The sequence below is a fragment of the Luteimonas fraxinea genome, assembly GCF_021233355.1.
GTDB classification, from domain to species: Bacteria; Pseudomonadota; Gammaproteobacteria; order Xanthomonadales; family Xanthomonadaceae; genus Luteimonas; species Luteimonas fraxinea.
Genome location: NZ_CP089507.1, coordinates 2,075,686 through 2,096,073 on the forward strand (window position 1 = coordinate 2,075,686; position 20,388 = coordinate 2,096,073).

At 68.0% G+C, this 20,388-nt stretch carries 16 protein-coding genes; 11 read left to right on the forward strand and 5 right to left on the reverse strand.

What is annotated here, in order from left to right; all coding sequences use genetic code 11:
- Positions 1-37 precede the first annotated feature (37 nt).
- On the forward strand, positions 38-562 hold the full coding sequence (locus LU699_RS09280) for an energy transducer TonB (protein WP_232136693.1): 525 nt from the start codon (positions 38-40) through the stop codon (positions 560-562).
- A gap of 39 nt (positions 563-601) precedes the next feature.
- Here the strand turns inward: LU699_RS09280 and LU699_RS09285 are convergent, their stop codons facing one another.
- The 5 genes from LU699_RS09285 to LU699_RS09305 all read right to left on the reverse strand — a co-directional run bounded on the left by LU699_RS09285 (position 602) and on the right by LU699_RS09305 (position 6,305).
- Positions 602-1,420 carry a hypothetical protein gene (locus LU699_RS09285; protein WP_232136694.1) on the reverse strand — a complete coding sequence of 273 codons (819 nt, stop codon included), beginning with the start codon at positions 1,418-1,420 and terminating at the stop codon, positions 602-604.
- Positions 1,421-1,535: 115 nt separating this feature from the next.
- Entirely contained in the window at positions 1,536-2,576 is a 1,041-nt protein-coding gene (locus tag LU699_RS09290) for a hypothetical protein (RefSeq protein WP_232136695.1), read from the reverse strand.
- Positions 2,577-2,636: 60 nt separating this feature from the next.
- Complete coding sequence (locus tag LU699_RS09295; protein ID WP_232136696.1) at positions 2,637-3,674, reverse strand: hypothetical protein; 1,038 nt, start codon at positions 3,672-3,674, stop codon at positions 2,637-2,639.
- 53 nt (positions 3,675-3,727) lie between these two features.
- The gene (gene ggt, locus LU699_RS09300) at positions 3,728-5,440 is read right to left on the reverse strand and encodes a gamma-glutamyltransferase (protein ID WP_232136697.1); all 1,713 of its coding nucleotides are present in this window, start codon (positions 5,438-5,440) and stop codon (positions 3,728-3,730) included.
- Between the two features lie 160 nt (positions 5,441-5,600).
- On the reverse strand, positions 5,601-6,305 hold the full coding sequence (locus LU699_RS09305) for a helix-turn-helix domain-containing protein (protein ID WP_232136699.1): 705 nt from the start codon (positions 6,303-6,305) through the stop codon (positions 5,601-5,603).
- Between the two features lie 177 nt (positions 6,306-6,482).
- On the opposite strand from LU699_RS09305, the gene LU699_RS09310 reads away from it, so the two are divergent.
- The 10 genes from LU699_RS09310 to LU699_RS09355 all read left to right on the forward strand — a co-directional run bounded on the left by LU699_RS09310 (position 6,483) and on the right by LU699_RS09355 (position 20,344).
- Positions 6,483-8,507 (forward strand): serine hydrolase domain-containing protein, encoded by a 2,025-nt coding sequence (locus tag LU699_RS09310; RefSeq protein ID WP_232580135.1) that lies wholly within the window; start codon positions 6,483-6,485, stop codon positions 8,505-8,507.
- A 64-nt stretch (positions 8,508-8,571) separates the two neighbouring features.
- The gene (locus tag LU699_RS09315; protein WP_232136701.1) at positions 8,572-9,582 is read left to right on the forward strand and encodes a dipeptide epimerase; all 1,011 of its coding nucleotides are present in this window, start codon (positions 8,572-8,574) and stop codon (positions 9,580-9,582) included.
- Positions 9,579-10,841, forward strand: a complete 1,263-nt coding sequence (locus LU699_RS09320; RefSeq protein WP_232136702.1) for a peptide MFS transporter — start codon at positions 9,579-9,581, stop codon at positions 10,839-10,841. Before LU699_RS09315 ends, LU699_RS09320 begins: the two co-directional genes overlap by 4 nt.
- A gap of 29 nt (positions 10,842-10,870) precedes the next feature.
- Positions 10,871-12,580 carry an N-acyl-D-amino-acid deacylase family protein gene (locus tag LU699_RS09325; RefSeq protein ID WP_232136703.1) on the forward strand — a complete coding sequence of 570 codons (1,710 nt, stop codon included), beginning with the start codon at positions 10,871-10,873 and terminating at the stop codon, positions 12,578-12,580.
- 102 nt (positions 12,581-12,682) lie between these two features.
- Positions 12,683-15,013, forward strand: a complete 2,331-nt coding sequence (locus LU699_RS09330) for a TonB-dependent receptor (protein WP_232136704.1) — start codon at positions 12,683-12,685, stop codon at positions 15,011-15,013.
- A 20-nt stretch (positions 15,014-15,033) separates the two neighbouring features.
- On the forward strand, positions 15,034-16,074 hold the full coding sequence (locus tag LU699_RS09335; protein WP_232136705.1) for an N-acetyltransferase DgcN family protein: 1,041 nt from the start codon (positions 15,034-15,036) through the stop codon (positions 16,072-16,074).
- Positions 16,071-17,186 (forward strand): YkvI family membrane protein, encoded by a 1,116-nt coding sequence (locus tag LU699_RS09340; protein WP_232136706.1) that lies wholly within the window; start codon positions 16,071-16,073, stop codon positions 17,184-17,186. The genes LU699_RS09335 and LU699_RS09340 overlap by 4 nt, the downstream gene beginning before the upstream one ends.
- A 32-nt stretch (positions 17,187-17,218) precedes the next feature.
- Positions 17,219-18,802: a serine hydrolase gene (locus LU699_RS09345; protein ID WP_232136707.1), complete on the forward strand. Its 1,584-nt coding sequence runs from the start codon at positions 17,219-17,221 to the stop codon at positions 18,800-18,802.
- Positions 18,803-19,123: 321 nt separating this feature from the next.
- Positions 19,124-19,621: a hypothetical protein gene (locus tag LU699_RS09350; protein ID WP_232136709.1), complete on the forward strand. Its 498-nt coding sequence runs from the start codon at positions 19,124-19,126 to the stop codon at positions 19,619-19,621.
- A gap of 72 nt (positions 19,622-19,693) precedes the next feature.
- A complete protein-coding gene (locus tag LU699_RS09355; protein WP_425491217.1) occupies positions 19,694-20,344 on the forward strand; it encodes a hypothetical protein in 651 nt (216 codons plus the stop codon).
- The last annotated feature ends 44 nt before the right edge of the window (positions 20,345-20,388 follow it).

Consider the following 20,388-nt stretch of genomic DNA (forward strand, 5'->3'; position numbering starts at 1 on the left):
ACACCTTGCACACTGCGGAATTGCGGCGTGCCTGTTCATGGCACTCGCCGCATGCAGCCATCGCACCGCACAGGTCGAACGCGCGATGGTGCTGCCGCCGATGGCGCAGGTGCATGCGGTCGAATCGAATCAGCGATTCCTGATGGCGACGCCGATCCACGATCCCGATCCGGCGTTTCCGGTAGACGCGCGCCTCGAAGGCGAACTGCGGCTGTGCGTCAGTTTCGTCGTGGACGCCGACGGCGAAGTCCAGGACATCGTCGCCGATCGCGAGGATATGGACTGCGCGGATCCCGTCGACGCTGCCGCGACGCCATTCGTCGATGCAGTCACCGCAACGCTGCGCAGCTGGCGCTACTTCGGAGCGGCGATCTGCACGTTCCCCGCTGGTATCGATCCGGATTCGGATCCCCGTTGCGACGGCGCAGGCGTCGCGGTGGATGCCGTGCCGATCCGGCTGCGCTATACGTTCACGTTCTCGGCCGAACGCGGAGGCCGCGTGTCGCGAAAGGTGGCCCACCACGATGTCGGCCAGATGAGCACGATCTCCGCGTTGGGGTGACGCGCCCACTCGATCGATCGAACGGGCGCGACCCGGCGCTCAGTTCGTCTCGCTGATCTCCAGCCGGTACGTGCCCGACTGACCGAGATGGCCGACGTAGATCTCGTACTCGCCCGGACGGAAGGTATCGACGACGGCGGCGTCGAGTGCGCCGGCACCGTCGTCGTCGCACAGCACCTTGCCCGGCCCGGTGACGACGAGGCTCGAATCGGTGGTGCTGGTGACGGCGAGGCGCAACGCCACTGTCGAAGTGATCGTCAGACGATGGTCGGGCGTGGAATCGATCATGCCGGTGCAGTGCGCGCCGTAGCGGCTGGCTTCGACGCCGCCGCCGGTGTCGCCGGTTCCGATCTGCGGATCAGGCGTGAAGCCGGCACCGAGCTGGAAGTTCGCGTACTGTCCGCCGCCGGTCGCGGCGACGCCGCTGCCCTCGGTGAGGGTCAGCGTGTAGCGGCCGGGCTGCTCGATGTGGCCGACGTAGACGGCGTAGTCGCCGGGCGTCAGGCGTGCATCGACCTGCGCGTCGAGCTCGCCGGCGCTGTCGTCGTCGCAGAACACGCCGGCGGGACCCACGACGACCAGCGTGGAGTCCGTGGTGCTCTCCACCGACAGGCGCAGGTCGAGCGGCGAGGTCACGCGGATGGTGTGGTCGGGCGTGGTGTCGATGACGCCGCTGCACTGCGGCCCGAACCGCGAGGCCTGCGTCGCGCCGCCGGTCTCGCCGTAGCCGGTCTGCGGATCGGGGGTGAATCCCGCGCCGAGGGTGAAGCTGTTGTACGCCTGCGCGGCGACCGGGCCGCTGGTGCAGATGGTCAGCGCCGCGGCCAGCAGGCCGCAGGCAATGTGCATGTTCCGCATCGAATCGCTCCGTCCCCTTGCACCGGCGCGGTGCCGACGCTGGCGGGAGTGTGCGCTCGCACGATTGCGCTGAACAGGGGATGCGAAGCCGCGCGAAACGGCGCGGACGGATGCCTCAGCGCGGCGGCTGCCAGCCGGCTGGCGGTTCCAGCGGAATGCCGGCTTCCTGCAACGCGCGGGCGATGAGGTCGGCTTCGGTGCGGATCGACGGGTCGGCGAGGAAACGCACGAACTGGCCGGCGCCGTCGCGGGGCAGGGCGGCATTGGCGCGGCCCCATTCGAGCATCCGCCAGTCGAACGCGCGGCGGCGTGCCTGCACGCCTGCACGTTCGGTCTGCGTGGTGGCGAGGCGTTCGAGCAGGGCCAGGCCGAGCACTTCGCCGAGCTGGGTATCCGAACCGTTGGCCATGATCTCCGCGACATGTCGGCAGTCGCGCGCGCGGGTGGGATTCGCACCTAGCGCGTCGGTGTCGCAGCCCTGCATCAGCGGATCGAGGCCCGGGAATGCGACCGCGGCCCACAGGCCCATCGCGGTGATCGCGGCATGTTCGGTCGGCACGAATTCGCCGGCTTCGGCGAGCGCGGCGCGCTCTGACGGCGTCGGCGGCGTGCGCAGCAATGCGGCCTGCATCCAGCGCACCTGTTCGAGCATGCCGAGTTCGAAACGCGTCGCGACACGCGCATCGGCGAGCAACGCGTCGACGCCGCCACCACGCACCAGCAGCGGCGCGAGATTCTGCGGGTCGGCGCCGAGCCAGCGTTGCGCGGCGCGCAGGCGCGTTGCTTCATCCGCGCCGTAAGCGAGCAATGCATTGGCGAGGACATCGCTGCCCGCGCGCGCTGCAGCGTCGCGACGCCAGGCGCTGGCCTGTGCGTCCGGCGCCACCGGCTGCGAGGGTGCGTCGGTGTCGAGCTGTTCCGGATTCACATCGGCGAGCCCACGCAACACCGCCGCGAACGCCAGCTCGCGCGGCTGGCCGGTGGCGGCGAGTGCGGCGGCGCTGCGCTGCGACCAGCTGCGCCAGGCGGTCTGGTCGGCCGCTGTGTCCTGCTGCGCGACAGGCGCTTCGTCGAAGCGTGAGTACGGCGCCTGCGCCTGCGCGACGGGGACGAGCAGGGCGACGGCACACGCAGCCGCGAGCAGGAAACGGATCATGCGATGTCTCTGGACCGGGTGTGGCCAGCATAGCGACGGCGCGCGTGGCCGCGTAGTGGTTCAGCGCGTCGGCAGCGTCCAGTCCGCCGGCGGCACGAGCGGGACGCCTGCATCGCTGAGCATGCGCGCCTGCAAGTCGATCTCGGTGCGGATCGATGGATCGTCGAGCAAGTGCGCGAACTGGCGCTCGCCGTCCGACGGCGTCGCGCGCTGCATCGCGTGTGACCGCCAGGCGATGGCACGGGTGGCCTCCAGGTCCGGTGCGTCGAGACGCGATGCAATCGCGCTTCCGATGCTGCGCATGATCAGCGTGTCCGATTCGAGCAGCTGCCTCGCAAGCGATCTGCAGGCGACCTGGAGCTCTGGTGTCGCCGACCTGCATCCTTCGGCGATGCGTGAATAACCGGGCACGGCGCTGGCGCTGTACAGGCCAAGCGCCAGCATCGTCGCGTAGACGCGCTCGCTCATTGGGGCGCCGTCCTCCCTAGATGCGCGCGTTTGCGCGTCGGCTGGATGCGAGGTCAATGCGTCGCGCATCCATCGTAGTGTCTGGAAGTGCGCGCTATCGTAATGCCGGCGTCCGGCGGCGGCCTGCAGCATGGCATCGACCGGGAGGTCGATCCGCAGCAACCACGGTGCGCTGTTGTCGGGTTGCGCATACGCCCAGCGCTGCGCTGCGTCCTGCGAGAAGCGATCGATCCCGTCGTTGCCCGCGATGAGCAGCACGTTCGCGATTACATCGTCACCCGCGCGCGTTGCGGCGCGCTGGCGCCAATCGCGCGCGATGCCATCGAATCGCGTTTGGGTCACGCTGGTATCGATGACGTCACCCGGTTGCGGCGGGGCAGGACGTGCGGCGGCCTGATGCAACAGCGCGGCCAAGGCCAGCTCGCGTGGACGATCTGTCCGCGCGAGCGCACGCGCGGTGCGTCGCAGATAGGCGTGCTCGGCTGCCTGATGGTCTGCTGCATGGGATTCTTCAACGCCGGCCGACGTATGCGACCAGTCGTCGATCTTGCTGCCGGCCCCGTCGCCCGCATCCGTCCGTGTGCTGGCAATCGCCAGCACGACCAGTCCTGCTGCCATCCATCCGCGCATGTGACGCTCCAACGTCCGTGTCGGGGCGAGCATAGACCGGCCGGGAATTTGCGTCAGTAGCCCGCGGCCTGTCCGTCCTTGCGCGATTCGCTGGCACCGGTCCAGCCGCCGTAGGGGTTCTTCATGATCGCCTGGTAGCCGCCGTAGGGGCCGTGCGAGAAACGCACCGAATGGCCCTTCTGCATCAGCGCGCGCACGGTCTCGTAGGGGAAGCCGGTTTCCAGATCCACTTCGCCGCCGTCGGTCATCGCGGTGTTCTGGCCGGTGGGCTCGGTCGATCCATCGTGCTGGATGCGCGGCGCGTCGCCGGCTTCCTGCAGGTTCATGCCGAAGTCGAGCATGTTGATCAGGATCTGCACGTGACCCTGCGGCTGCATCGCGCCGCCCATCACCCCGAAGCTCAGCCACGGCTCGCCGTCCTTGGTGGCGAACGCGGGAATGATGGTGTGGAACGGACGCTTGCCCGGCGCGTAGCCGTTGGGATGGTCCTCGCGCAGCACGAACTGCTCGCCACGATCCTGCAGGATGAAGCCCAGACCCGGCGGTGCCATACCGCTGCCCATGCCGCGGTAGTTGGACTGGATCAGCGAGACCATCATGCCGTCGGCGTCTGCCGTGGTCAGATAGATCGTGTCGCCTTCGTCGAGCTGCTTCGGCGTACCCGGCTGCACTTCGCGCAACGCCGTGTCCATCGAAATCAGCGCGCCGCGCTCGCGGGCGTAGTCCTTGGAGATCAGCCGCTCGACGGGCGCGGGATGGAAGGCCGGATCGGCATACCAGCGCGCGCGATCGGCGAACGCGAGCTTCTTCGCCTCGACGAACAGATGCACGTGCTCGGGGCTGCCGAAACCGTAGGACTTGAGGTCGTAGGGTTCCAGCAGATTGAGGATCTGCAGCGCGGCGATGCCCTGTCCGCTCGGCGGCAGTTCCCACAGTTCGACGCCGCGGTAGCTCGTCGAGACCGGCTCGACCCAGTTGCCGGTGTGCGCGGCCAGATCCTCGTAGGCGAGAAAGCCGTCATTGGCTGCGAAGTAATCGCCGATCGTGCGCGCGATGTCGCCCTTGTAGAACGCATCGCGGCCGCCGTCGGCGATCGCCTGCAGCGTGTTCGCCAGGTTCGGGTTGCGCCAGGTCTCGCCATTGTGCGGGGCGCGGCCGTCGATCGTGAACTGCTCGGTGAAGCCTGGCCACTTGCCCAGACGCGGCACGGAGCGGTCCCAGTAATAGGCGATGACTTCATGCACCGGATGACCTTCGCGCGCGTAGCGGATCGTCGGCGCGAGATTCTCGGCCATCGCACGCTTGCCGAAGCGGCCGTGCAGTGCGAACCAGCCGTCCACAGCGCCGGGCACCGTCACCGGCAACGGACCATGCGAAGGAATATCGCTCAGGCCGCGGCGCTGGAACTCGGCGAGCGTGAGCGATTGCGGTGAACGGCCCGAGCCGTCGTAGCCGTACAGGCGCTTCGTCTTCGGGTCCCAGACGATTGCGAACAGATCACCGCCGACGCCGTTGCCGGTCGGCTCCATCAGTCCCAGCGCCGCGTTGGCGGCGATCGCCGCATCGACCGCACTGCCGCCGGCCTTCATCGTGTCGAGCGCGATCTGCGTCGCCAGCGGATGCGAGGTCGCCGCCATCGCGTGTGGCGCATGCACCTCGCTGCGGGTCGCGAACGGCTGGCCGGTGATGCGGTCGGCGGCAAGGGCAGGCAGCGCCGGCACGGCGACCAGCAACAGGACGGACAGCAGGCGAGTGTGACGGGGCATCTGGATTTCCGGTCGGATCAGGCGGACACGATACCGCCTGTCCAACTGGACGGGATGCGCAATCGCATCCAGAAGAAGGCCGCAGCCCGGTCCCGGGTCTGGATCAGGGCTTCTGCCGGCGTGCCCTGCATCCGCGAAAATCCAGCGCGTGCAGCGAGGCCTAACGCGTCGCCGGCTTCTTCGCTGCGCGCCTGGCCGGCTTCGCGGCCGGTGCGAGTTGTCGGACCTTCGTGGCAACCGCGCCTTCCTCGCCATGCAGCGTCAGCAGCGATTCCATCAGCTGCTCGTCGGCGCTCGAGCACACGCCGAGCAACAGCACTTCGTCGCAGCCTTCGGCCGCGATATAGGCGTGCCCCATGTTCGAGTCGATGTACACGCCTTCGCCGGTGTCGAGCACGATCGGATCGTAGAACTCGGTATGCACTTCCATGCGGCCTTCGAGCACGTGGATGTATTCCTCGCCGGAGTGGTGCACGAGCGCGCCGAACTCGGCGATGGTCTTGGCGCGCACGCGCGTCAATACGGGAATCATGCGCTTGCGACGCAGTTCCGGACACAGGTAGTAGTAGTCGTAATTCGGCGTCGTGATGCGGATCGCGTCATCGACCCGGCCGATGCTGCGGCGCGCGGTGACCGGCGGTTCGGGTGCCTCGTCCTGTTCGGCGAACAGTTCCGACATGCGCAGCTGAAGACGTTGGCTGAGCTGCAGCAACTTGTCGTAGGTCAGCGTCAGCCGGTCGTGCTCGACCTTCGACAACGTCGACAGCGGAATGCCGGAATGCTCGCTCATCTGCTTGAGCGTCCAGCCTTTGCGCGCGCGCAGCGAGCGCAGCAGGCGGCCGATGGTGGGGTGTTGCGCTGTCATCCGTACCAGGTCCGTTCGTATGCGTTTCGGGATCATCATCGCCCCAGCGGGCGATCCGTGAAAGTCGCTGCGGTACTCGCGACGGCGTCATCGCCCACCATATGGGGACTTCCGGCACGGTTGACAATTCTCTGATTGGGATCAATATCGCCAATCAGGACAAACCGGGGAAGTGCGATGCGCGTGATTCCAACCTTCCTGCTTGCCGGGCTGCTTGCGGCCGGTGTGGCACTCGCGGCAGCACAGGATCCGGCGATTCCGCCCGCGCCCGTAACCGCGCCGCTGACGCCGGCCACGCCGGTCAACACCCCGCCAGCGGATGCGCAGACGCCAATCGCGCCCGGCGGCGCGCCGTCGCTGACATCCGCGGATGCCGAGGCCTGGTTGGATGGCTTCGTGCCCTACGCGTTGGCCGCTGGCGACATTGCGGGCGCCGTCGTGGTAGTGGTCAAGGACGGCGAGGTCGTGCTGCAGAAGGGTTACGGCTATGCCGACCTCGCCGCACGCACGCCGGTCGACCCGGCCGCCACGCTCTTCCGTCCTGGCTCGGTGTCCAAACTCTTCACCTGGACGGCGGTGATGCAGCTGGTCGAGCAGGGCAAGCTCGACCTCGACGCCGACGTCAATCAGTACCTGGACTTCAAGATCCCGGCCCGCGACGGTGTACCGGTGACGCTGCGCCAGGCGATGACCCATACCACCGGTTTCGAGGAGCAGGTCCGCGCGCTGATCACGGCCGACCCCGACGAGATCACGCCGCTGGGCGATGCCCTGAAGCACTGGGTGCCCGAACGCATCCATGTGCCGGGCGCCACGCCAGCCTATTCGAACTACGCGACCGCGTTGGCCGGTTACATCGTCGAGCGCGTGTCGGGCGAGTCGTTCGACGACTACATCGAACGCCATATCTTCCAGCCGCTCGGCATGGCCCATTCGAGCTTCCGTCAGCCCCTGCCCGCGCCGCTGCTGGCGAACTTGTCGATGGGCTATTCGAAGGCGTCCGACGGCGAAGCCAAGCCCTACGAGTTCATCAGTCTGGCGCCAGCCGGCAGCCTGGCTGCCACCGGCGCCGACATGGGGCGCTTCATGATCGCGCATCTGCAGGACGGCGCACTCGGGAATGCACGCATCCTCGACGCCGACACCGCGCGCCAGATGCATTCCACCGGCCAGGCGTCGATCGGACCGCTCAACCGCATGATGCTCGGGTTCTACGAAACCTCGGTCAACGGTCACCGCGCGATCTCGCACGGCGGCGACACGCAGTGGTTCCACAGCGACCTGCAACTGTTCCTCGACGACGGGATCGGCCTGTTCGTGTCGATGAACAGTTCGGGACGTGACGGCGCGACCGGTCACATCCGCTATGCGCTGTCGCGTGGCTTCGCCGACCGCTACCTGCCGGGCACGCCCGCACAGACGCCCGGCGTGCCGGAAGCGGACGCCAAGGTGCACGCCCAGCTGATCGCGGGCACCTATACCAGCAGCCGTCGGCCGGACCGCAATTTCCTGTCGCTGGCGAATGTGCTGGGACCGGTCAAGGTCGCCGCCAACGAAGACGGCACGATCATCGTGGCGATGGCCACGGGCGCCGCCGGCGCACCGAAGCAGTGGCGTGAAGTGGCGCCGTACGTGTGGCAGGACCGAGACAGTACCGACCGCCTCGCGGCCGATGTCGTCGACGGTCAGGTCGTGCGGTTCACCATGGAGCCCTACGCGCCGATCATGGTGTTCGAGCGCGTCTCGACCTGGCGCGCCCTGGCGATGCCGTTGCTGGTCGCGAGCCTCGTCGTGCTGCTGCTGACCGTCGTGGCCTGGCCGGTCTCGGCGCTGGTGCGGCGCTACTACGGCGCGCCCTACCGGCTGACCGGCACCGAAGCCCGCGCGCATCGCCTGGTGCGGATCGCCGCGCTGCTGGTGCTGCTGGCGATGGGCGGGGCTCTCGCGCTCGTCGTCGGCATGCTGAGCAATCTGGCGATGACCAGCCCGGATACCGATGTCCTGATCATCGCCGTGCGGCTGTTCGCCACCGTGGTGCTGCCGCTCGGCGCGGCGGTCGCGGTCTGGAATGCGTGGCAGGTGCTGCGCGGCCGGCGCCGCGTGCTGGCCAAGCTATGGGCCGTGCTGCTGGCGCTGGCCTGCCTGTTCCTGCTGTGGATCGGCATCGCCCAGCACGTCATCGGCTTCGGCGCGAACTACTGACGACCCGATGCACCGGCGGCATCAGCCGCCGGTGCGTTCGCCACTGTCCCGACGAGGAACACGCGTGACTGCCCAGCCGGTCGAACTCGAGCTGCACAACGAACCCTTGCCGCTGTCCGCGCCGTTCCGGATCGCCGGACACGTGTTCTCGGCGATGCCGGCAACGGTCGTGACTCTGCGCGCCGGCGCGCATGTCGGACGCGGCGAAGCCGCCGGCGTCTACTACACGCACGACCATCCCGACACGATGCTGGCCACGCTGGAGGCGATGCGGCCCCGCATCGAGGCGGGACTCGATCGCGAGACGTTGCGCACGCTGCTGCCCGCAGGCGGTGCCCGCAATGCGCTCGACGCGGCGCTGTGGGAACTCGAGTCGCGGCAGTCCGGTGTGCCGGTCTGGCGCCTCGCGGGCCTGGAGCATGTGCGCCCGCTGCTCACCACGTTCACCGTCGGCGCCGACGATCCCGCCGTCATGGCCGACCGTGCCGCGGCCTACACGCAGGCACGCGCGTTGAAGCTGAAGCTGACCGGCGACGCGGATCTCGACACGGCGCGCGTCCGCGCCGCGCGTGCGCGCTGCCCGGAGGTGTGGATCGGTGTCGACGCCAACCAGGGCTATGACGGCGCCTCGCTGCCGGCACTGCTGCCGGCCCTGCTGGAGGCGCGCGTGGCACTGCTGGAGCAGCCCTGCGTCCGCGACCGCGAACACGAACTCGACGGTATCGCACGCGCGCTGCCGTTCGCCGCCGACGAAAGCATTCTCGATCTCGCCGAACTCGAAGCGCGCCACCACCACTTCGACGTCATCAACATCAAGCTCGACAAGTGCGGCGGCCTGACCGAGGGGCTGCTGATGGCGCGCCGCGCGCGCGAGCTGAGCAAGCAGGTCATGGTGGGCAACATGTGCGGCACCAGCCTGGCCGCTGCACCGGCGTTCGTGCTCGGGCAGTTCTGCGACGTGGTGGATCTGGACGGGCCGATCTTCCTCAGGCAGGACCGCACGCCGTCGGTGCGCTACACCGATGGCCACATCTGGTGCGGTGACGAGGTTTGGGGGCCGTCGGCGACGGCATGAGCAGCGTTGCCGACAAGACCTGGTTCGGTCAGCCACGCGGGCTGACGATCCTGTTCCTGACCAATATGTGGGAACTGTTCTCTTACTACGGCATGCGCACGCTGCTGGTCTATTACATGACCAAGCAGTTGCTGTTCGCGCAGGAAAAGGCGTCCTTCATCTACGGTGCGTACACGGCGATGGCGTACTTCACGCCGATTCTCGGCGGCGCCATCGCCGACCGCTGGCTGGGCAAGCGCAATGCCGTGATTCTCGGGGGCAGCATCATGGCCTTCGGGCATTTCGTGATGGCGTTCGAGCCGACGTTCTACATCGCGCTGGCGACCATCGCGCTCGGCAACGGCCTTTTCCTGCCGAGCCTGCCGAGCCAGATCAACGATCTCTACGCCGCCGACGATCCCCGCCGGGGCCGCGCCTACAACGTCTACTACGTCGGCCTGAACATCGGCGGCTTCATGGCGCCGCTGGTGTGCGGCACGCTGGGCGAGGTCTACGGCTGGCACTACGGCTTCGGCGCCGCCGGCATCGGCATGTTCATCGGTCTGCTGATCTACGTGTTCGGCCGCCGTTACCTGCCGCCCGAGCCAGCGCGCGGCGTGGCGCGCGTGGTGGATGCGCAGGAGGCGCGCGGCAACCATCGCAAGGTGTGGCTGTTGTTGCTGGGCGTCGGGATCGCCGCGACCATTTTCCGCGGCGCATACGAGCAGGTCGGCAATACGCTGCCGTTGCTGATCGACACCGGCGTCGACCGCGTCGTCGCAGGCTTCACCATTCCAATGACGTGGTTCCAGTCGCTCAATCCGCTACTGGTGATCAGCATGACGCCGTTGCTGCTGCTGCACTGGCGGCGCCGCGCCGAGGCCGGACACGAGACCGCGCCTGCGCTGCGCATGGCGATCGGCGCGCTGATCGTGGCGGGTGCCTACGTGCTGCTGGCCGCGGTGACCGCCGTCGCTGGCGACACCCGCATCGGCTGGCTGTGGCTGGTCGCGTTCTTCGTGATACTGACGCTCGGCGAGCTCTACATCCTGCCGACCGGCCTCGGCCTGTTCGCCAGGCTCGCGCCGCCGCAGCTCGGCGCCACCACGGTGGCCTCGTGGTTCCTCGCGATATTCAGTGGCAGCCTGCTGGCGGGCCTGGTCGGCACTTTGTGGTCGAAAGCCAGTCATTCCGGTTTCTTCCTGCTGCTCGCCGGCCTGGCCGTCGTGGCCGCCGCCTTGCTGTGGCGCCTGGATCGCCCGATCCGCGCGCTGCGATGATCCGCTTCATCCCGCACCGGAGTTCTGCCATGCCACGTCTGACGATCGCCCTGCTGCCGCTCGCCCTCGCTGCCTGCAGTGCCGCGCCGGTGATCGACACGCCAGCGCACTACGACCTGCTGATCCGCAATGGCGTGGTCTACGACGGCAGCGGCGCACCGCCACAGCGCGTGGACGTGGCCGTGCGTGGCGACCGTATCGCGGCGCTGCTGCCGCCGGGCAGCGGCGCGGCCGCCGACACCACGCTCGACGCGCAGGGCCGCGCGGTGTCCCCGGGCTTTATCAACACCCTGAGCTGGGCGACCGAATCGTTGATCGTCGACGGCCGCGGCATGAGCGACACCCGGCAGGGCATCACGCTGGAGATCTTCGGCGAAGGCTGGTCGATGGGGCCGGTCAATGCGCGCATGAAGGCCGACGCACTCAAACAGCAGGGCGACCTTCGCTACGACATGCCGTGGACCTCGTTCGGTGGCTATCTCGAGTTCCTCGAGGAGCGTGGCATCACTCCGAATGTGGCTTCGTTCGTCGGCGCGACCACCGTACGCATCCACGAACTCGGCGAGGACGATGTCACCCCGACGCCCGCGCAGCTCGCCGGCATGCAGGACGTGGTGCGCGAGGCGATGCGCGAGGGCGCGCTCGGTGTCGGCAGCTCCCTGATCTATCCACCGGCGACGTTCGCCGACACCGCCGAACTGGTCGCCCTGGCGGAGGCGGCCGCGGAATCAGGCGGCGGGTATGTCTCGCACATGCGCAGCGAGGCCGACCGCTTCCTCGAGGCGCTCGACGAGACCATCGCCATCGCACGTGCGACCAGGCAGCGGGCCGGGGTGTATCACCTCAAGGCCGCGGGAGAGAAAAACTGGCCGAAGATGGCGCAGGCCATCGCGCGGATTGAAGCCGCGCGCGCCGAAGGCCTGCAGGTCAGCGCCGACATGTACGCCTACACCGCCGGTGGCACCGGCCTGACCGCGAGCTTGCCGCCATGGGTCCAGGCCGGTGGCCACGACGCGATGATCGCGCGTCTGCGCGACCCCGCGCTCCGCGCACGTGTGCTCGCCGACATGCGCAACCCGGACGTGGATTGGGAAAACCTGCGGCTGCTGGCCGGGTCCGACGACCGATTGTTGCTGCTCGACTTCCACAATCCGGCGCTCAAGCCGTTGAGCGGACGCAGTCTCGCCGATGTCGCACGCGAGCGCGGCACGTCGCCGGAAGACACTGCGATCGATTTGATCATCGAGGACGATTCCCGGATCGGCACGGCGTACTTCCTGATGAGCGAGGCGAACGTCGAACTCGGCCTGAAACAGCCGTGGGTCAGTCTGGGATCGGACGCGGAATCCTCGGCGCCCGAGGGTGTGTTCCTGAAATCCAGCACCCATCCCCGCGCCTACGGCAACGTCGCCCGCTTCCTGGGGCACTACGTGCGCGACCGCGGACTCATGTCACTGGAAGAAGGCATCCACCGCCTGACCGGACTGCCGGCGGCGAACTGGAAGCTGGAACAGCGCGGCTGTCTGCAGCCTGGCTGCTACGCCGACATCGTTGTGTTCGACCCGGCGGCGATCATCGACCACGCGACCTACGACGCACCCCAGCAGTACGCGAGCGGCGTCGGCGAGGTGTTCGTCAACGGCGTGCAGGTGCTGCGCGACGGCGAGCACACTGGCGCCACGCCGGGACGCGTGGTGCGGGGTCCGGGCTGGCGTGGCCGTCCCTCCGACGTTCGGTGACAGGCCACCCCGCCCAGATCTGCAGTCTTCTCCAACCGTATTGACAATTCTCTGATTGGGATCATGATCCCTGATCAGGATAATCGTCTGGGGAGACAACCGATGCACGCGTTCCGATCCGCACGTCCGTGGTTCCGCTCACCGTTGTCTCTCGCCATCGCCAGCACGCTGGCCTGCGCCACCGCCGCCCCCGTGCTGGCCCAGGAGCGCGCCACGACGGCCGCCGAAGAGGCGGTCACGCTCGACTCGGTGGTGGTGACCGCCAACAAGCGCGTCGAGAACGTCCGCGACGTCGGCGCGTCGATCAGCGTGATCGGCGAACGCCAGCTGGAGAACATGGCTGCGAGTTCGCTGACCGATTACGCGGCGCTGATTCCCGGCATGCAGGTGCAGAGCAGCGGCACCCCCGGCCTGACCGCGGTGTCGCTGCGCGGTATCTCGACGCTGTCGTCGGGCGCGACGGTGGCGACCTACATCGACGAGGTGCCTGTCGGCTCGAGCGGCATCTACCAGAGCGCCGGCTCGCTGATGCTGGACCTGCTGCCCTACGACATCAGCCGCGTCGAAGTGCTGCGCGGACCGCAGGGCACGCTGTACGGCGCGGGCGCGATCGGCGGCCTGCTCAAATACGTGACCCGCGCGCCGGACCTGGTCAATGAAGAGTTCCGCGCCGGCGTCGGCCTGCGCTCGGTATCGGACGGCGGGCAGGACTGGAACGGCCGCGTCGGCGTCAGCCTGCCGCTGCAGGAAGATCGCCTGGGCCTGCGCATGAGCGTCGCGCGCAACGGATTGCCGGGCTATACCGACAACGCGATCGATGGCCGCCGCGACATCAACGACAGCGAGCAGATCGGGGGACGCGCGGCGTTGTCGTGGGACGGCGACATGGTCGATGTCGACCTGGGCGTGCTGCACCAGCGCATCGACGCCAGCGACCGGGCCGTGGTCGCCCTCGAGCCCGACACCTACGCGCCGCTCGGCGGGGAATTCGAAGGCAGGAACTGGCAGCGCCAACCGTTCTCCAAGGAGTTGACGCTGACCTCGCTCAGCGTGAATTGGGATCTGGGCTGGGCCGATCTCGTCTCCGCGACCGGATGGTCGAAGACCAAGACGCTGGACCAGATCGACACCACGGTGCAGTTCGGCGAAGTCGCCGATCTGCTGCTAGGACTGCCCGAGCCGGGCAGCTCGAACGTGCGCTACACCTTCGACCTCGACAAGATCACCCAGGAGTTCCGCTTCAGTTCCAAGACCGGCGGCCGCTTCGAGTGGATGGCGGGCGTGTTCTACACCAAGGAAGACGCACAGCAGAACCAGGTCGCGTGGCTGGGCCAGCGCGATGGCTCGCCGCTGCCGGCGCCGTTCGACGCGGCATTCGGCACCCTGGCGGTGATCGGCCTGCCGAGCACGTACGAGGAAGTCGCGCTGTTCGCCAACGCATCGTGGCGGTTCGGTGAGCGCTTCAAGATCGACGCCGGCTTGCGCCAGGCGCGCAACGATCAGTGGTTCAGCCAGAACGTCAGCGAGGGCATCCTCGCGCCGATCGGCGATGCGCCCGGCGAATCGACCGAAGACGTGTTCACCTGGAGCCTGAGCCCGCAGTTCAAGCTCGCCGAGGACACGATGCTGTACGCACGCGTCGCCACCGGCTACCAGCCGGGCGGCCCGAACGTCGCGCTCCCGGGGATCCCGCCGAGCGTGGACTCGTCGATGCTCGCCAGCTACGAGCTGGGACTGAAATCGCAGACCGCCGATCGCCGCGTGCAGGTCGACGTGTCCGCGTTCCGCATCGAATGGGACGACATCCAGGTGGCGTCGTCGTTCAACGGCATCGGCGGCCTGGTCAACGGCGGCGAGGCGAGCAGTGAAGGCCTGGAGCTGGCTTCGCAGTTCCGCGCCACCGAGGCCCTGTCGCTCGGCATCAATGCGGCCTACACCAAGGCGCGGGTGAAGAACGATTTCGAAGCCACGGTCATTCCGCAGGGCGCGTTCGATGTCGTGCTCAACACCGGCCTGGCCGGCGACCGCATGCCGTACGTGCCGACGCTGTCGTGGGCGGCGAACGCCGAGTACGCGTTTATGACCGCGCAGGGCCTGTCCGGCCAGGTAGGCGGCGTGCTGCGCTTCACCGGAGAGCGCTTGAGCGACACCACCGAGCGCCAGCGCGTCACCGCACCGGGCGACCCGTCCACGGTGTTGCAGGAAGAGGTGACCGCGCCGCTGCGGCTCGACAGCTACCGCGCGCTCGATCTCTACGCCGGCATCGGCCGGGAGCGCTGGGAGCTGCGTGCCTACGTCAGCAACGTCACCGGCGAAGGCGGCTACTCGTCGATGACGCCTGCGGCCGGTGCGCTCAGCGGCACGTTGGCCTACCTGGCTGCAGTACCGATCCAGCCGCGGATGTTCGGCGTCGAACTCGACGTCCGGTTCTGAGCCGGACGGACCCGGCCCCCATGTCCACCGCCGCCGCCGTACCGCACGCCCCCGAGGCGTTGCCCCAGCCGTATCTGCTGTTTCTTGGAGACACCGTCGAACCCGGCTACGCGAAGACCGCGTACGGTCTGCGCGACTGGGCCCCCGAGCGGTGTCTCGGCGAGTTCGCCTGTCCGGGCGCGACGGTCAGCACCGGCCTGCCGCGCCTGACCCCCGCGCAGGCCCGTGCGGGGGGCGCGCGCGCGATGGTCATCGGCGTCGCCAACCCCGGCGGGCGGATTCCGCCAGCCTGGGTGCCTGCGTTGCTCGATGCCTTGCAGGCCGGGCTCGACCTCGTCGGCGGCATGCATGCCCGGCTGTCCGGCATCGACGTGCTGCGCAACGCGGCCATCGCGCACGGGCGGCGCCTGATCGACGTGCGCGAGCCGCCATCGGACCTGCCCGTCGCCAGCGGCCGAAAGCGCACCGGCAAGCGTCTGCTCACCGTGGGCACCGACTGCGCCCTGGGCAAGAAATACACCGCCCTGTCGCTGGCGCGCGCGTTCCGCGAACGCGGCCTCGACGCCACGTTCCGCGCCAGCGGGCAGACCGGCATCCTGATCGCCGGCGCGGGTGTGCCGATGGACGCGGTGATCGCGGACTTCGCGGCCGGCGCGGCGGAATTCCTGTCGCCCGATGCCGATCCGGCGCACTGGGATGTCGTCGAAGGCCAGGGCTCGCTGTCGCATCCGGCCTATGCGAGCGTATCGCTGTCGCTGTTGCACGGCAGCCAGCCGGACGTCATCGTCGTCTGCCACGCAGTCGGACGCGAACGCATGCTCGGCCATGCGCATTATCTGGTGCCGTCGATCGAGGAGACCATCGACCTCGCGCTGCGACTGGGCGCGCTCACCAATCCTGCGATCCGCTGCGCGGGCGTCAGCCTCAACACCGCAGCGCTCGACGATGCGGACGCGCAGAACGCGATCGCATCCACCGCTGCCCGCCTGGGCCTGCCGGTCGCGGATCCGGTCCGCGGCGGCGCGGCCTTCGATCGGCTGGTCGACGCCTGCCTCGCATGACGTCCCGGGCCAGCTGGTTCCAGCGCTACCTGCTGCCGGGCTTCGTATTCCAGGCGGCGGTGATCGCCGGCGGGTATGCGACCGGGCGCGAACTGGTCGAGTTCTTCCTGCCGGCCGGTCCCTGGGGCGGCCTGCTCGGCATGACGGTCAGCATGCTGGTGTGGAGCGGCGTGCTGATGGTCAGCTTCGAGCTGGCCCGCGTCGCCCGCGCCTGGGATTACCGCGCGTTCTTCAAGGTGCTGCTGGGCCGCGGCTGGTTCGCGTTCGAGATCGGCTACGTGCTGTTGATGCTGGTGATCCTGGCGGTCATGGGCGCGGCCGCCGGCGAAATCGCCTTCAGCCTGTTCGGCCTGCCGAAGGTAGCGGGCTCGCTGGCGATGATCGCCGCCACGGGCGCGCTGCTGTTCTGCGGCAGCGCCGCGATCGAAAAATTCCTGGTCGCTTCTGTTGGCTATCTGTATCTGGTCTACGTGGTGTTCGTGATCTGGGCAGTGGTGGCGTTCGGCGACCGTATCGGGACGAACTTCGCGTCGGTACCGGTCGAGGCCGGGTGGTTCAAGGCCGGCGTAACCTACGCCGGCTACAACGTCGCCACCATTCCCGCGGTGCTGTTCTGCGTGCGCCACTTCGGCCGTCGCCGCGAGGCACTCGCCGCCGGCGCGCTGGCAGGACCACTTGGCATGCTGCCGGGCGTGGTGTTCTACATCGCGATGATGGGCTACTACCGGGAGATCGGCGCCGAGGCACTGCCGTCGGCGTTCCTGCTGGCGAAATTGCAGGCACCGTGGTTCGAGTGGGTGTTCCAGATCGCCGTGATGCTGACGCTGGTGGATACCGGCGTCGCGCTGCTGCACGCCCTCAACGAACGTGTCGCCAACACATGGGCGGAGCGGCAGCGTCCGATGCCGCGCGCGCTGCGTCCGGCGCTTGCGGTCGGCGTCATGCTGATCGCGGTGTATGCCGCCACGGCCGTCGGCCTGGTCGACCTGATCGCCAAGGGCTACGGCACGCTGACCTGGTATTTCCTGGCGATCTACGTACTGCCGCTGATGACCTGGGGCGTATGGCTGCTGTGGCGCCGCAGGTCGATCGACGTGACCCCCCTGCCTTGAACGAGACGTCCGCGAGGACGGGAGACGCTGTCATGCCGAACCCTCTGCCCGCCATCGCCGGAGCGCTTCTGTCGCTGTGCGTCCTCACCGCCGCTGCGGCGCCGCCTGCCGGTTTCGATGCGCGGGTCGAGGCCGCGATGCAATCCCGCGACGTGCCGGGCATGGCGATCGCGATCGTCGAGGACGGCGAGATCGTGCACGCCAAAGGCTATGGCGTGCGCCGGCTCGGCGCGCCGGAGCGCGTGAACGCCGACACCATCTTCCCGACCGGTTCGACCGGCAAGGCGGTGACGGCGGCGGCGCTCGCGATCCTCGTCGACGATGGCAAGCTCGGCTGGGACGATCGGGTCATTGACCATCTGCCCGATTTCCGCATGTACGACCCCTGGGTCACGCGCGAGATGACGGTGCGTGATCTGCTGCTGCACCGCAGTGGCCTGGGCCTCGGCGCCGGCGACCTGCTGTTCATTCCCCGCACCTCGCGCAGCCGCGCCGACATCGTGCGCGCACTGCGGCACATCCGGCCGGCCACGAGTTTCCGCAGCGGTTACGCCTACGACAACATCCTCTACATCGTCGCCGGCGAAGTGGTGGCAGCGGTCAGCGGACAGGATTGGGAAACCTTCGTGCGCGAGCGCATCTTCGTGCCGCTGCAGATGCGCACCGCCACCAGTCATGAGGACGATCGCTTCGCGACCGAGAATCGCGCGCAACCGCACGCGCGTTTGGACCCACGCTTGCGCGGCCTCGGTCCGCAACAGCTGCTGCCGGAACGCGAAGGGCTGGGCCAGGTCGGGGCCGCAGCGGGCGGCTTGTCCTGGAGCGCGCAAGACTTCGCGCGCTGGCTGCAGGTCCAGCTCTCACTCGGCGCGCTGCCCGACGACCGCGGCCGGTTGTACAGCGAAACCTCGGCGCACGAGATGTGGACGCCGCAGGTACCGGTGCCCATCCGGCCCTATCCAGCGCCGATCACCGACATCACACCGCAGTTCTCCGGTTACGCCCTGGGATGGAACGTGCAGGACTACCGCGGCATCAAAGTGGTCCAGCACGGTGGCGCGGTGTTCGGCGTGCTGGCGTTCACCGTGCTGGTGCCCGAGCGCAACCTCGGCATTTCGCTGCAGATCAATTCGGAAGATGTCGAAGTCCTGCGAGGGCTGGGCTATGAGCTGCTCGATCATTACCTCGGTTTCGAACCGCGCGACTGGGTCGCGGCGTTCGACACTTGGAACCAGGCGCGCCTCGCCGACGGATTGGCCGCATTGGACGCGACCGGCGCGCAGGTCCGCAGGTCGTCCCGGCCATCGCTGCCGCTGGCCGGCTACGCCGGACCCTACGCCGACGCCTGGTACGGCCCGATCAGCATCACCGAAGCAGGCGGCAGGTTGCGGATCGATTTCTGCCAGACGCCGGGCATGCAGGGCACGTTGACCCACTGGCAATACGACACATTCCGGGTCGACTGGGACGACGCGGCTATCGAGCCGGCATCTGTCGCGTTCTCGCTGGATGCGACCGGCAAGGTCGCGCAGATCCGAATGCAGGCGATCTCGCCGACCGCGGATTTCAGCTATGACTACCAGGAGCTGCTGTTCGAACCCCAGCCGGTGAAGTAGCGCTGCACATCTGCATGATGCGGCCGCTTCCGGGTTTGCCGGACAAGCCGGCGCGTTGATCGCCGACACGCGCGTCTGTCGAACCGAGAACTTCCGCACGCGTTTCGACGGCAGAAATCGTCGATGCTCAACGGCCCGGGCGACGATGTCGCGCTTGCGGTTGTGACGACGACAGAAGAGTGCAGAAGAATGGATAGCAGAAATCCAGCGACAGGAATCCTTGCGGTCGCGCTGAAAGCCTGGAAGTGGTGCACGGCTGCTGTACACGGGCAGGAACCCGCATGTGGCCCCGACGATTCACGGTGCAGAGGGCGAGTCCGCGTGGATCCAACGCGCAGCGTCGGTGCGATTCCGATTCGTAAGCACGCGTATCGCGTGGTGTGCGTCAGCCTTGCGCTCGTACTGGTGGCCTGCGCGCCCGCATCGAGTGCCGCCTCTGCAGATGCCGCTGCGAAGACGGAACCGGGATCCGCCTGCCCGTTCGACAACTTCGACGCCTTCATCGAGCGCTTCGGTCGCGAGATCGCATTCCAGGAGCTGACGACCGCCGATCCGCTCGTCGTCGAGCGCTACGACACCGCTGCCGAGCCCGAGCCCCACCGCGTCGTGGAAGACGTCGCCCTGGCGGACGTGAGCTGGCCGGTGATGCCGCGCCTCGATCTCGTCGGCGGCAGCGGTCGCACGTACGACATCGCCCCGGCCGCGGACGGCCGCATGGAAGTGCAGGTCCGCATGCCCGATACCAGCGACCAGCAGCGCTACGTGTTCGGGCGATCACCGTGCTGGCAACTGCAGCGTGTGGTCGACGAGTCGATCTGAGGTCGCCGCGCGCGACCCGAAGCTACCCGTTTCAAGGAGGGATCGATGCACATGTCATGGAGGTCTGCGCTGTTGTGTTCCGTTCTTCTAGCCGGCTGCGCCGACCAGGAAGGGCAGGCCGCGACACAGGCTGCAGAGGACGACGCAACGCGTGCGGATGCCTCGCGCACGCACGCGGCAGATACATCGCCAACAGCGACATCGTCGGGTCTAGTTGACCCGACTGCTTTTGTTCCGGAAGGCGCGATCCTGCTCGATACCGTGCGGGGTGATCTGACCGGGCGTGGCAGCGCCGACGCGTTGATCGTGTTCTCGCCGGCTACGACCGCCGGCCAATCGCTCGGCGATGGTCAGGCCCGCACAGTTGTTCTGCTGACCCGTGATGCGTCGGGCAATCTGCAGAAGGTGGCCGAGAATGCACGCATCGTGCCGTGCGAGCGCTGTGGGGGCATGGCGGGCGATCCCTATGCCTATGCGCAGATCGAGGCAGGCATCGTGACTCTGGCGATGGCCGGCGGATCGCGCCAACGCTGGTTCTACGATTACATCTTCCATTACGTGCCGCAGCGCGCGACCTGGCAGCTTGCGAAAGTGGTCCGCGGCGTGACGGACACGCAGACGGAATTGCAGAAACAAGCGGAACTGACGGCCGCGGATTTCGGCGACATCGACTTCGCGGACTTCGACCCTGCAAGCCTTCCCCCGGCGCCAGCACTGGATTGATGTGTCGACAAACTTCCGGCCAATCGAAGCGTGACGAAGCCGGA

Excerpts from the sequence above, each read along its gene's own strand:
- LU699_RS09320 (WP_232136702.1), top strand. The coding sequence starts at position 9,579 with ATGAGCAGCGTTGCCGACAAGACCTGGTTCGGTCAGCCACGCGGGCTG.
- LU699_RS09310 (WP_232580135.1), top strand. The coding sequence starts at position 6,483 with ATGCGCGTGATTCCAACCTTCCTGCTTGCCGGGCTGCTTGCGGCCGGT.
- LU699_RS09285 (WP_232136694.1), bottom strand. The coding sequence starts at position 1,420 with ATGCGGAACATGCACATTGCCTGCGGCCTGCTGGCCGCGGCGCTGACC.
- LU699_RS09330 (WP_232136704.1), top strand. The coding sequence starts at position 12,683 with ATGCACGCGTTCCGATCCGCACGTCCGTGGTTCCGCTCACCGTTGTCT.
- LU699_RS09340 (WP_232136706.1), top strand. The coding sequence starts at position 16,071 with ATGACGTCCCGGGCCAGCTGGTTCCAGCGCTACCTGCTGCCGGGCTTC.
- LU699_RS09305 (WP_232136699.1), bottom strand. The coding sequence starts at position 6,305 with ATGACAGCGCAACACCCCACCATCGGCCGCCTGCTGCGCTCGCTGCGC.
- LU699_RS09290 (WP_232136695.1), bottom strand. The coding sequence starts at position 2,576 with ATGATCCGTTTCCTGCTCGCGGCTGCGTGTGCCGTCGCCCTGCTCGTC.
- LU699_RS09335 (WP_232136705.1), top strand. The coding sequence starts at position 15,034 with ATGTCCACCGCCGCCGCCGTACCGCACGCCCCCGAGGCGTTGCCCCAG.
- LU699_RS09345 (WP_232136707.1), top strand. The coding sequence starts at position 17,219 with ATGCCGAACCCTCTGCCCGCCATCGCCGGAGCGCTTCTGTCGCTGTGC.
- LU699_RS09295 (WP_232136696.1), bottom strand. The coding sequence starts at position 3,674 with ATGCGCGGATGGATGGCAGCAGGACTGGTCGTGCTGGCGATTGCCAGC.
- LU699_RS09325 (WP_232136703.1), top strand. The coding sequence starts at position 10,871 with ATGCCACGTCTGACGATCGCCCTGCTGCCGCTCGCCCTCGCTGCCTGC.
- ggt (WP_232136697.1), bottom strand. The coding sequence starts at position 5,440 with ATGCCCCGTCACACTCGCCTGCTGTCCGTCCTGTTGCTGGTCGCCGTG.
- LU699_RS09280 (WP_232136693.1), top strand. The coding sequence starts at position 38 with ATGGCACTCGCCGCATGCAGCCATCGCACCGCACAGGTCGAACGCGCG.